Genomic DNA, 11,811 nt, shown 5'->3' on the forward strand with positions numbered 1-11,811 from the left:
GGTTCCTTTCAAAATTCTCATGGACGAAGGGCTGCACCCCACGGAAAGCGCCCGACCTTGATGGATTTGACGGCTTCACGGCGGGCCACGTCGATGACGGTGACGTCACCCGACACGCCGTTGGTGGTGAACAACAGGGATTTGTCTGCGGAAAACGCCATGTGCCAGACCCGGCGGCCGACCAGGATGTAATCCTCGACCTCATAGGTTTCGGCGTTGACCACCGCGACGTGGTTCGACGGCCCAAGGGCGACAAAGGCGGTCTTGCCGTCTTCGGTAAATTCAAACCCCACGGGCTGCACCCGATCGAGATGCACGCCCTGGACCTCGAACTTCATATCTGCCAATTCGGCCTGCGTTTCCGTATCAAAGACCGAGATCGTGCCGCCAATTTCAGAACTGACCCAGAGCGCCGCGCCGTCATGTGTGAACTCGGCGTGGCGCGGGCGGCTTTCGACCAGCGTGTTGGCGAAAATCTCGTGGCTCTCGGTGTTGATCCAATGCGCCATATTGGTGGTTTCAGAAGTCGCGATCACGGTGCTGCCATCGGGCGACACCGCCATCCCTTCAGGCTCAATCCCCACATTGATCTGGGCCACGACTTTCCGGGTCTCAACGTCCACAACCGTGGTGACGGCGTCGTCTTCGTTGGCGATGTAAAGGTGACGGTCATCAGGGTGCAGCACGAACTGTTCGGGATCTTCGCCCGAGGGCAGATCATTCAGAATCTTCCCGGTCTCGGGGTCCATCACCTGAACCGCATCGCTGTCGGACGCGCAGATATAGACTCGGCTGAAATCATGCGAGAACGTTATACCGCGCGGGCGTTCACCGGTTGGAATGGTGCGCGTGACTTCCAGCGTGGCGACATCAATCACACTGATCGTGTCGTCCTTCTCGTTCGTGACCCAAATTTCTTCAGCGTATGAAGGGGTCGCCAGAAGCATTCCAAGCAAGGTTAGTGTCTTTTTCATACTAGTCCTCGTATGCGGTGCATTGGCTTTCGGGCTGGTCCAGACCCAGGCTGTCCAACTCGTTGCGTTGGTGCAGAAACCCCTCTAGCGGGGCTTGGGCAACCAGCGCACGGGACGTGGACAAGGGAATGGGTTGGCGCAGCTGGCCGTTCCATTTACGGAAGCTCATGGAGCGGCCTTTGAAACCCGCCAATTCGAACTCATCAGACAGAATGTAGGCCCGCAGGACATCTGGCGCGGCGCTTCCGGTGCGCGTCACAGCCTCGCCAATCGTGCGGATGGCGGCCCATGCGGCATAATCCTGTGGGCGCATCGTGCGCCCTGCACCATCTGTGAAGCGACTTTGCAACTGGGCCGCGCCCCATTGCTCTACCACCGGGGACCACGCCGCCGGAACGACGCCTTCGGTGCCGACAACAGGCCGTGCAAGCCATGTATTGTAGGGAATGTACCGCCCGTAATCATCGCGCGTATCTGCCACCAAAAGCACATCGTGATCGCCAAGGTCTTGCGTAAAGACGGGCACTTCCTGGGCGGCATTGCGACGCATGTCAGTATCAAAGTTCCACGCTTTCTCGGCCGCGATGCTCAGCCCGTATTTCTCGGCTGATGCACGAAACACATCTGCAAGCGCCGCATCCTTGTCATGGGCACCCGATATCATCGCCAACCGCACCCATTTCTTCTTTACGAGAAACTGCATCAGGGCATCCGCGCGCATCGCATCTGATGGCAGCGTGTGAAACACATTGGCGCGGCAATCGGCATTGCGCAGCGCCACGTCCGCAGCCGCCACGTTCAGCAGGATTGCACCTTGCGCCTCGGGCATATCGGCAATTCGCAGCAGCGCGGCAGCAGGCGCGTCTACTATCAAGAGCGATGAGACTGCCAACATATCCCGAGCAGCGGCGAGCACATCCCCTCCCACCGGCACATCAGTATGGCTCAGGGTGTATTCGTGGCCCAGAAAGCCACCCGTCGTCTGGTTGTCAGCCAAACCCACCTGCGCACCCGCAAGCCCCAGATCGTCCGGCACCGGATCGAGATTCGACAAGACAGGTGGCCGGTCGAGCATCTGGCGCAGATAGCCCACCTTGACCGAAACCTCGGCTTGCAATGACGAAACCGACAGCCAGAAAATGACGCTGGTGTAAGCAATCAGCCGCATGGTGTTTTCCTACCGAAAGAGTGTTCAACACCCACGTTAGCAGCGGCAATTGCCCCCCGACATACGACCAAGGTCCCATTCCAGCCGGCGCGGGCGTGGACCTAAAACCAAGGTCGAATACCGGGGCAATGACACCAGCGGTAAAACAATCTCGAATGAACGAGAATTTGGGAGGACAAGAAGATGCTGAACAAGCATTTGCTGACCATCGGTTTTATCGCGCTGGCTGGTTTTGCCTATGCGCATGGTGACGTTGCACCGCAGCCGGTTGACACCGACGCTTTGCCAGATGTGGGCGAGGAATGGTTGATCGAAAACCCGTATCGCGATGCCGGACCCGAGGTCTGGCAACTGGCCGTCGATATCGGCAACAGTGGCTATACCCAGAACTGCGCGCGCTGTCATGGGCTGGGTGTCGTGTCGGGCGGGTTGGCCCCCGATCTGCGCTATCTGGAAGCGGCGGAATATGGTGATGAATGGTACGTTGAGCGATTCCAGCACGGTATGACCCAGAACGGAATCACCAAGATGCCTGCGTTTGGCGAATTGCTGGGCCAGAAAGCCGCGTGGGCCATCCGAACCTATATCGAAGCCCGCCCGGATGACGGCGCGCTGGATGAGTTTGAGGATCGGCTGAAGACCTTCCGCGACCAGCTTGCGGCGTGGTCGGACAACGCCCCGGAAGCTAACGAGGTATCTCAGCTGCAAGAAGAGCTGGCGGCAATTGCCGCAAAGGTTGAAACCGGATCCGGCGCCCCGATTGCTGACAGCGTCGCTTATCGTGCGGCGGCGCTTATTTCTGGCGATCAGCCAAAATTCAAGCAGGCGGCCGAGACCCTGACCATTGGGTTGTCCGCAGCCGAATAAGATGGGGTGAAGCATATGATGCGCAATGGGTTGAGCCTTTGCCTGATGGCGACCGTGTTCACGGTCCTGGGCGGTGCTGCCCATGCGCGTTGTGAAGATCATGTGCCCCAAGCCAAACCTCAGAACACCGCGCGCGATATTGTCGGCACCGATCTGGACACGATCGTCGAGCGCGGTTTCATCGAGTTTGCCGCCTATCGCGACTTCCCCCCTTGGTCGTTTGAAAAGGATGGCAAACCCACCGGAGTCGACATCGAGATCGGCAAAGTGATCGCTGAATACCTTGGTGTCGACGCACGGTTCAACCTGGTCGCCGCTGGCGAAAATCTGGACGAGGATCTGCGCAATTGGGTTTGGAAAGGTCCAATCATAAGCGGTCGCGTCGCCAATGTGATGCTGCATGTCCCCTATGACAGCAACTATGCCTGCCGTGTTGAACAGGTGGTATTCACCGGTCAGTATCACGTTGAAGGCATCGCCATCGCCTATCGCAAGGATGTCTATCCCGACGACGCGCCGGTGCCGGCCTATTTCCGATATGATCAGGTGGCGGTGGAAAATGACACGATTGCCGATTTCTATCTGACCAATCTTCTGGGGCCGCAGGCCGGACCGAACATCCACCGCTTTCCCACAATGGGCGATGCGATGGCGACCCTGTCGGACGGGCAGATCGGTGCCGCCATGGGGCCACGCAGCCAGTTGGAATATGGGCTGACCGGTGACAGCGTCGTTCACGAACCACCGATGCCGGGCTTTGGTGTGGGCAAGTGGACGCTGGGCGTCGGCGTTCACTTTGCGTATCGCCCGCTGGCCTATAGTGTGGATGACGCCATCCAGGCGGCGATCAGCGATGGTCGAATGGCCCGGATCTTTGCCGATTACGGGCTGACCTTTTCCCCCCCAGAACTGCGCTGATCGAAGACGCCTTCCCGTTACTCGGCCGCCTGCCGCCGCTCGGCTTGCCGCCGCGCCAGAATCAGCGGTACGCATTGTGCCGGATCGTCATGGATGGTGACACAATCCAGACATTGAAAACACTCGCTATAGGTCACGTCGCCGCTACGCTCGATGGCCCCGTATTTGCAGCGCACCTTGCACAGCTGGCAAGGGCTGCCGCAATCCACGCGACGCGGGATCCAGTCCCGGCCCCGCAGCACCCCGCCCAACGCCATGAACGCCCCCAAGGGGCAGACATAGCGACAGAACCCCTTGAACGTGACAAGTGCCAGACCCAACCAGAACGCAGCATAGACCACGTAATACCAGTCGCGGACGAAGAAGACGGTGATGGCGGTCTTGAACGGCTCGACCTCGGCCACGGTATCCACGTGATCGGGGGCGATAAAGACGGTGGCCACCAACCCGGCCAGCAGCACATATTTCACCCGCTTCAAGCGCCGATCCCAAGGGGCGGACGGCTCGACCTGCGGCAGGCGCAGAGCTTGCCCGATATGGTGCATGAACTCCTGCAACGCCCCGAAGGGGCACAGCCAGCCGCAGAAAAATCCACGGCCCCACAGGATCAACCCCACCAGCGCCACGCCCCAGACCAGAAGCGAGAACGGATCATAGAGCAGATAGGCGAAACTGGCGCCCTCGACCAAGGTGCGCAAGCTGGCCAACACGGTGACAATGGACAGCTGACCCTGCCCCCACCAGCCGATGAAACCGGTGACAAACGCCAACACGGTCAGCCGCAGGGGCGTGAAGGCTGCAAGACCCGCCAACGGGCTTTGGGCCAGCGCCAGCCCCCCCACCAACAGCGTCAGGAAGCCTCCCAGAACGATCAGATCACCTTGCCGATTGCGGATCGCATCCAGCCATGGCGGAGTAATGCTGACTTCGTCCGGGCGATGAAAGAACCGCGCGTCGGTGGCGTGCGGAACCTCAAGCGTCACTGCGCCAATTTCGGGCTGAAACATCCCGTGGCTGCGCTGCGCCTGAAGCTGCAAAACCCATTCGGATGTCGGGTCAAACCCCAACCGCCGGTCCGTACGCAGGATAAGCGCGGTGCCGTCCGGCACATCAGCGGCGAGTTCAACCAGAATATCGGCGTCTCGCAGGGCAATCGGCAATCCATCCTGTTGCGCGAGGATCAGATCGGGCGAGGTATTGCGCACGAAATCCTCGGACACCAACCCGTGCCGCGCCCGTTCTATCAGCAAGATAGGCTCGGCCTCGGGCGAAATGCGCAGGAACGCCTGCAATTCGTCGAACGTGTCAGATGACAACGCCGCCCGCGCAATCGACGGCGGGCCGATATCCACAAGCCAGAGGTCCAGATAGGCACCGTCCGGATCAGCCCGCCCATCCGGGTCGTCATCCGCCCAAAGCGTGCCCGCAAACTGCGCGTCCACCTCGGCGTTCGATACCACGTGATGCGTAGCGATCCCCTGATCCACCAGATCCTGCCATGTCAGCGTCTCATCATAATCCGGGTCTGGGGCGGCGGATGATCGCGCAGCCAGCCCCTGCATCTTTTCCCGTGCCACGGCCAGCGTCGCGGCCATGATAGATTCATGGGCGATCCGCACGCTGGCGGTGGCTTTGGTCACTCCATCCAGATAAACCAGCGACGACGCACCCGAACCGCCGCCGTATGGTGACCCGACCACCATTGAAGACGAGATCGACAGCCCTGCATATTGTTCGAAGAACCGGTGAAACGGCGCCTCGCCCAGACCCGAAACAAAGATCGGCTCGTTATGGTTGATCAGCCGGGCATCCATGAACCGGCCATCAAGATCCAGCATCACCAGAACATTGATCGCGGCTCCTGAAAACCCCGGCAAAGGCGCCAAAGGTTCGGTTTCAAACACATACCCCGCCTCTGCCCCACCGGAGTTTAGAAGCGACCAAACCCCGTTATCGTTCAGAGGATCACCCAGTGAAAACGGCGGCACGATATAGCCCTCAAGCTCGGCCCGTTCCATCGGCCCTGCCTGCGCTGCGGTGGTTTGCAGGCACAGGGTCAAAAGAAGTCCAAAGAGCAACCGATAGATCATGTCTTTCAAACTAGTTGCGTGCCCGCGCTTGCGACATACGACGTTGGTCGCAAACGCCTGTGTTCGACGTTGACAGGTTCAAGAAGGGCGCGTTTGATTTTGGAATGCAGGGAAACAAGGGACATATATCTGACACGGGTGTCGTCGCCCTGTCCTTGTCATCACTGGTCGCAATGTGGGCGCTTGCGGCATGGATGATGGCAGACCCGACGGTCCTGCCCACACCCATGGCGGTGCTGCGGATCATGTGGGACCAAACACTTTCCGGTGCTCTGCCCTATCACCTTGCCGCCACCCTTGGCCGCGTTCTGATCGCGTTCTTTCTGGCAATGGTGATCGGCATGGCTTTGGGCATCACCCTTGGCCTGTCACCCCGGCTGAACCGGTGGGTTAACCCGTGGATTGTGGTGTTTCTGAACGTCCCTGCTCTTGTTGTTATCGTTCTTTGCTACCTGTGGCTTGGGTTAAACGAAGTGGCGGCGCTGATCGCGGTGTCGGTTAACAAAACCGCGATGGTGGTCGTCATGCTGCGCGAAGGCACCCAGAACCTAAGCCGCCCGATTGGCGAAATGGCGCAAGTGTTCAAGATGCGGCGGCTGACCATCCTGCGTCACGTCATCCTGCCGCAACTGGCCCCCTATATCTCGGCCAGTGCGCGCAACGGTTTGGCGGTGATCTGGAAGATTGTTCTGGTGGTCGAGTTTCTGGGGCGCGGCAATGGCATCGGGTTCCAAATCCACATGTATTTCCAGCTGTTCGAGACGGGCTATGTCATGGCTTATTCGCTGTCGTTTGTCGCGGTGATGCTGCTGATTGAATACGCAATTCTGGTGCCGCTTGAGGGGCGGTCGCGGCGGCCCTTTTCGGCGAAAACAAGCGTCGCACAGACTTGACGCCCAAATGCGCATGACATATGTCGTCATCCTACTGGGCGGGCGTTGTGTAGTGGTAAGACCTTAGCCTTCCAAGCTAATGACGCGGGTTCGATTCCCGCCGCCCGCTCCAGTCATTTTCCGAACTCTGAACACACACCGTCAAGCTGGTTGCGCCGCCAGTTCCCGTGCCTCGTCACGTTTGAAAAACACGTAGTAGAAGACTGGCGCAGCGACCAGGGTCAGGACCGAGGCAAACGCCAGACCGCCCATGATCGTCACCGACATCGACACAAAGAACGCGTCCGACAACAGCGGGGCCATGCCAAGGATTGTGGTCACGGCGGCCAGGACGACCGGGCGCACCCTTGACGCGGATGCCTCGATGATCGCCTGTCGCAAGGGCACACCTTCGGCGCGAACAAGGTCGATTTCCTCGACCAGCACAATACCGTTCTTGATCAACATCCCCGACAGGCTCAGTAACCCAAGCAAGGCGGTAAAGCTGAACGGCAATCCCGTGCCCAACAGGCCGACAACCACCCCGTTCACGGACATCGGCACCAGAAGCCAGATGATGATGGGTTGCCTGATCGCGTTAAACAGCAGGATCGAGATCATCACCATGATCAATGCGCTCAGCGGCAGTTGCGCCCCAAGGCTGGCCTGCGCTTTCGACGCATTTTCGAACTCGCCGCCCCATTCCATCGAATATCCGGCTGGCAGCTCGATTGCCTCGACCGCAGCGCGAATTTCGGTATGCGCCTGCGCGGCCGTCACATCTGTCGCGACATCCGCACCAACCGAAATCGTCGGCACCCGATTGCGCCGCTGCACCAAGGTGTTTTCGACGCGATAGTCAAAACCTTCGATCAGCTGTTCAATCGGTAGATAGGTGCCCGTGATCGGCGAGAATACAAGCTGGTCGTTCAGGTTGAACTCGTCAGGTTGGGGCCGGCGCATGATGATGGGGATTTGCCGTTCCCGCTCGCGATACACGCCCGCACGCAAACCATCCGTTGCATAAAGAAGCGAGGCCGCCACATCATCCCGGTTGATCCCGGCCGTCTGGGCGCGCTGGGTGGCATAGATCGGCTCGATCACCAGTTCCTGCTCGCGCCAATCTGTGCGGAGGTTCAGAAGGTTTTCAGAACTGTCAGCCATGACCTGCATGGCCTGATCCGCCAGCTCGCGCAGCACGGCTGGATCAGCGCCCGAAAAACGCACCTGAACAGGGTCGCCGCCACCGGGACCAAAGACCAGCCGCTGCACACGGAATTCAGCTTCGGGGAAGTTTTCCTTCCCGAACGTTTCCAGCCGCGCATGGATGTCGGGAATGTCATCCAACGCCTCGGTGCGAATGATCAGGTGGCCATAGCTCTGATTGTCCTTGCCACCGTCATAGGTCAGCATGAACCGCACCGCCCCGCGCCCCGCATAGGAGGCAACCGAGGTGACGTTCTCCTCGTTCAGCAACCAGTCTTCCATCACCTCAAGATCGTCCGAAACCTGCTGGATCGAACTGCCCTGCGGCAGTTTGTAATAGACGAAAAACAGCGGCGTGTTCGAATTTGGGAAGAACTGCTGTTTCACTGACCCGAAGCCGACAAAGCAAACCATCGTGATGGCAACCAACCCCGCAATCACTGGCCAGCGGAAAGTCAGGGATCTGTCCAGTATCTTCTTGTAAAGCACGAAGAACCGGCCCGAATAGGCATCGCCCGCATCCTGATTGCTGACCTTGAACAGATAATGACCCAGCAGTGGTGTCACCGTCAGCGCCAGAAGCCATGACAGCAGCAAGGAAATCCCGATCACTGCGAACAGCGAGAACAGGAATTCACCCGTTGAATCCGGCGACAGACCGATCCCGGCAAAGGCCATGATCCCGATCACAGTGGCCCCCAGAAGCGGAATCTGGGTCTTCTTCGCGGCATCATCCGCCGCTTCGTGCGAATTGCGCCCCCTGAGCATCGAGATTTGCATCCCTTCGGCAACAACGATGGCGTTGTCCACCAACATCCCCATTGCAATAATCAGCGCGCCCAGCGAAATCCGTTCCATCTCGATCGAGAAGATCGCCATGAACAGAAGCGTGCCCACGACGGTCAGAAGCAGCGTCGCCCCGATGACAATGGCGGCACGCCATCCCATGAACGCACCAAGGACGACAATCACGATGCCGACCGACATGGCCAGGTTTTTCAGAAAGTCATTCGAGCTTTGTTCGACAACAAGGTGCTGCTGGTAGATCGGGTGCAGTTCAATACCATGCGGAATGTCCGCCGACAGCTCGGCCAACCGCGCGTCGACACGGTGACCGACTTTCACGATGTCTTCGGTATCCAGCCCGGCGATCCCAATTGTGAACGCCTCTTCCCCATTGAAGCGAATGATCTGATCGGGCGTTGCGACCCTTTGACGACTGACCGTTGCCACATCCGCAATGTTCAGCAGAAGCCCGTTCACACCGATGCTGAGCGAGGCAATGTCCGATACGGTTTCAGACCCTTCCGGCGCCTGAAACATAAGACGCGCACCGTCTTTGTCCAGCGACCCGGCCGAGGTCACGGAATTGGCGGTGGACACGGCGCCAATGATGGCGTTCGGCGGAATACCCTGATTGACCGAAAGGGTCATGTCGGGTTCGATATAGATCGCTTCCTCGGGCAATCCCGACAGATCAACGTCGGCAACGCCATCAACGACAAGAAGCTCTCGCCTCAGATAAGTGCCCAGATCATACTTTTCGGCGTCCGTGAATCCGGGCGCGGTGACAGCGTAATAGAGGCCGAACACATCCCCGAAACTGTCGTTCACAAAGGGCGGAAGCGCATTGTCCGGCAATTGACGCGACGTGTCGCGCACGCGTGCGCGCAATCGGGTCCATATGTCCGGCAGCGCGTCGGCGGGATAAGTCGATTTGATCTCGACATCGATACGGCTTTCGCCGGGTCGGTTGGTCGATGTGATCTTTTCGACCTCTTCCATTTTTTGAAGCGCACTTTCCAGCGGCTCGGACACCTCGGTCGCAACCTGCGCAGCACTTGCGCCGGGATAGTGTGTCACAACGACCGCTTGCTTGATGGTAAAGGCCGGGTCTTCCAGCCGTCCGAGATTCAGAAACCCCCAGATGCCGCCCAACAGCATGGTGAGGATGATCAGCCATGTATAAAGCGGCTTTTCGATCGAGGCACGGGCTATGTTTGGCATGACAGCCCCCTCAGTTCGCGAAGCCGGTGAAGCGACGCACAGCGTCACCATCACGCAGCGCAGATGCGCCCGCCGCCACGATCACATCGCCCGCCGACAGACCGGACAACAGTTCGAAATCGCCATTGGGGGCGGGCTTAACCGTCACGGGTGTTGCGCTGACATTCCCCAAATCACCGTCTCCGCCAATGAAACGCATGACCGACAAGGCCCCGTCGGGGGCTGCGACAATGGCTGTTGAAGGGATCAGGATACCGGGGCTTTCATGGGCCGCTGACACCCGCACATTCACCGACGATCCGGGCAGCACGTTCAGCTCGTCACGTGGGGCCATGCCCAAGGTCAGGCGATAGGTCTGACCGGCCGTGGCAGCTTCGGCATTGAATTCACGGATCTCGACAGGGAAAGGCGTTTCATGGGCCGGAAACTCGGCAACGAACCTGACGTTTTTTTCCTTGGATGCCGTTTGAAACAGAATTTCCGGCACGTCGATCTCGATCCGGATCTCGCTCATGTCATGCAATCGCACAACGGGGGCGCCGGCACCGATTGTAACGTAGTTATCGACATCCCGCGCTGCGACCAGCGCATCAAACGGGGCATAAAGTGTCGCGTTGTTCAGGTTCCGCTCGGCTTGCCGGAAAGCGATATCGGATAGGTTCAGTTGAGTTGTTGCGTCATCCAATGCCACTTGGCTGACGGTATTCCCGCGCAATTTGGTCAGACGGTCCAACGTCCGCTCTGCCAGATCCTTTTGAACCGCAGCCTGCTCCAGCGCCAACGAGAACTGTTCCTGATCCAGCTGCGCCAGCATATCGCCTTCGGACACCAACTGCCCTTCGATGACAGGGAATTCGACGATCTGACCGCCCACCTGAAAGGCCATGTCGACGCTTTGCCGCGCGACCACTTTGCCGAAGAAAACACGGCTTAGCGTGTCATCATCCGCCGCGACTGTCATGAGCTTCACGGGCTTCACAGCTTCTTCGGCGAAAACACCGGACGTGGTGGCGATGATCGCAGCGGCGGCGGCTGCCAAAAGGCGCATGAATACGGGCATGTGATGTCCTTAGCAGGTGGTGTATTTTTGTATGTTACGATGAATCTTCAACGACGTTTTGGCAAAACTGTTCAGCTCGTCGTCGGTCAGTTCCAGTGTTTCACAAAGCAAGGTGCGCGCCATGACCACCATCGCAGACCGCAGATTTGCACCGTCGCCCGTCAGCTTCAAAAGCCATGCCCGACGGTCATCAGGGTCACGCTCGCGCACGACAAGACCGCGCGCTTCCAGCTGATCGGCAGCGGTTGTCATGGTCGAGGGCAGCACATTCAACTCGCGTGCCAGCGTGCCAAGCCTTTTTGGGTGATCCAACCAGACCAGTATCTTCCGTTCAAAATAGGGCACGTCAATCTTGCTGTCGACCTTGCGGTCGACGTCTTCCATCAGCGATTCGATAAAACCGTGCAGGGCAAAAACGCCCAGCAAGGCACCCAGCTCCGGTTCGATCGGTGCATCATGTGAATGGTTGGTTTCATCTGGATGGGTCATGGAATGAACTGCGTGAGTCGCGTTGGCGGTTCTATAAATTTCATTTTCTGAAATATCCAGTACTAAAAATAATTTTCTCGCCGTTAGCGTACGACACCAGCCCGCGTGCCGCGCAACTCAATGGTGCCCCGACGTAAACTGCCAGTTTACATTGCGTTGC

At 58.7% G+C, this 11,811-nt stretch carries 9 protein-coding genes and 1 tRNA gene; 4 read left to right on the top strand and 6 right to left on the bottom strand.

Translation table 11 applies throughout. From position 1 onward, the window contains the following. Positions 1-17: 17 nt before the first annotated feature. Both J3R80_RS06160 and J3R80_RS06165 read right to left on the bottom strand, forming a co-directional pair. Positions 18-974: a YVTN family beta-propeller repeat protein gene (locus tag J3R80_RS06160; RefSeq protein ID WP_275392889.1), complete on the bottom strand. Its 957-nt coding sequence runs from the start codon at positions 972-974 to the stop codon at positions 18-20. A gap of 1 nt (position 975) precedes the next feature. After that, complete coding sequence (locus tag J3R80_RS06165) at positions 976-2,142, bottom strand: ABC transporter substrate-binding protein (RefSeq protein ID WP_275392890.1); 1,167 nt, start codon at positions 2,140-2,142, stop codon at positions 976-978. Positions 2,143-2,325: 183 nt separating this feature from the next. On the opposite strand from J3R80_RS06165, the gene pedF reads away from it, so the two are divergent. Both pedF and J3R80_RS06175 read left to right on the top strand, forming a co-directional pair. Next, the gene (gene pedF, locus J3R80_RS06170) at positions 2,326-3,009 is read left to right on the top strand and encodes a cytochrome c-550 PedF (RefSeq protein WP_275392891.1); all 684 of its coding nucleotides are present in this window, start codon (positions 2,326-2,328) and stop codon (positions 3,007-3,009) included. 18 nt (positions 3,010-3,027) lie between these two features. Further along, positions 3,028-3,927, top strand: a complete 900-nt coding sequence (locus J3R80_RS06175) for a transporter substrate-binding domain-containing protein (protein ID WP_343075816.1) — start codon at positions 3,028-3,030, stop codon at positions 3,925-3,927. Positions 3,928-3,944: 17 nt separating this feature from the next. Here the strand turns inward: J3R80_RS06175 and J3R80_RS06180 are convergent, their stop codons facing one another. Beyond that, positions 3,945-6,017, bottom strand: a complete 2,073-nt coding sequence (locus J3R80_RS06180) for a 4Fe-4S binding protein (protein ID WP_275392892.1) — start codon at positions 6,015-6,017, stop codon at positions 3,945-3,947. A 104-nt stretch (positions 6,018-6,121) separates the two neighbouring features. Here J3R80_RS06180 and J3R80_RS06185 point away from each other — a divergent pair, with 104 nt between their 5' ends. Both J3R80_RS06185 and J3R80_RS06190 read left to right on the top strand, forming a co-directional pair. Next, on the top strand, positions 6,122-6,910 hold the full coding sequence (locus tag J3R80_RS06185; RefSeq protein ID WP_275392893.1) for an ABC transporter permease: 789 nt from the start codon (positions 6,122-6,124) through the stop codon (positions 6,908-6,910). A 38-nt stretch (positions 6,911-6,948) separates the two neighbouring features. After that, positions 6,949-7,022 (top strand) — tRNA-Gly (locus J3R80_RS06190). Between the two features lie 29 nt (positions 7,023-7,051). Here the strand turns inward: J3R80_RS06190 and J3R80_RS06195 are convergent. Genes J3R80_RS06195 through J3R80_RS06205 form a run of 3 tightly spaced genes read right to left on the bottom strand, consistent with a single transcriptional unit; the run spans position 7,052 to position 11,651 of the window. Continuing rightward, a complete protein-coding gene (locus tag J3R80_RS06195) occupies positions 7,052-10,102 on the bottom strand; it encodes an efflux RND transporter permease subunit (RefSeq protein ID WP_275392894.1) in 3,051 nt (1,016 codons plus the stop codon). 10 nt (positions 10,103-10,112) lie between these two features. Further along, entirely contained in the window at positions 10,113-11,162 is a 1,050-nt protein-coding gene (locus J3R80_RS06200; RefSeq protein WP_275392895.1) for an efflux RND transporter periplasmic adaptor subunit, read from the bottom strand. A gap of 9 nt (positions 11,163-11,171) precedes the next feature. Beyond that, complete coding sequence (locus J3R80_RS06205) at positions 11,172-11,651, bottom strand: MarR family winged helix-turn-helix transcriptional regulator (RefSeq protein WP_275392896.1); 480 nt, start codon at positions 11,649-11,651, stop codon at positions 11,172-11,174. Between the last annotated feature and the right edge of the window lie 160 nt (positions 11,652-11,811).

This window comes from Aliiroseovarius sp. Z3, assembly GCF_029105185.1.
Lineage (GTDB): Bacteria > Pseudomonadota > Alphaproteobacteria > Rhodobacterales > Rhodobacteraceae > Aliiroseovarius.

Bases quoted from the DNA above. Each gene is read 5' to 3' on its own strand.
- J3R80_RS06160 (WP_275392889.1), bottom strand. From the start codon at position 974: ATGAAAAAGACACTAACCTTGCTTGGAATGCTTCTGGCGACCCCTTCA.
- J3R80_RS06165 (WP_275392890.1), bottom strand. From the start codon at position 2,142: ATGCGGCTGATTGCTTACACCAGCGTCATTTTCTGGCTGTCGGTTTCG.
- pedF (WP_275392891.1), top strand. From the start codon at position 2,326: ATGCTGAACAAGCATTTGCTGACCATCGGTTTTATCGCGCTGGCTGGT.
- J3R80_RS06175 (WP_343075816.1), top strand. From the start codon at position 3,028: ATGCGCAATGGGTTGAGCCTTTGCCTGATGGCGACCGTGTTCACGGTC.
- J3R80_RS06180 (WP_275392892.1), bottom strand. From the start codon at position 6,017: ATGATCTATCGGTTGCTCTTTGGACTTCTTTTGACCCTGTGCCTGCAA.
- J3R80_RS06185 (WP_275392893.1), top strand. From the start codon at position 6,122: ATGCAGGGAAACAAGGGACATATATCTGACACGGGTGTCGTCGCCCTG.
- J3R80_RS06195 (WP_275392894.1), bottom strand. From the start codon at position 10,102: ATGCCAAACATAGCCCGTGCCTCGATCGAAAAGCCGCTTTATACATGG.
- J3R80_RS06200 (WP_275392895.1), bottom strand. From the start codon at position 11,162: ATGCCCGTATTCATGCGCCTTTTGGCAGCCGCCGCCGCTGCGATCATC.
- J3R80_RS06205 (WP_275392896.1), bottom strand. From the start codon at position 11,651: ATGACCCATCCAGATGAAACCAACCATTCACATGATGCACCGATCGAA.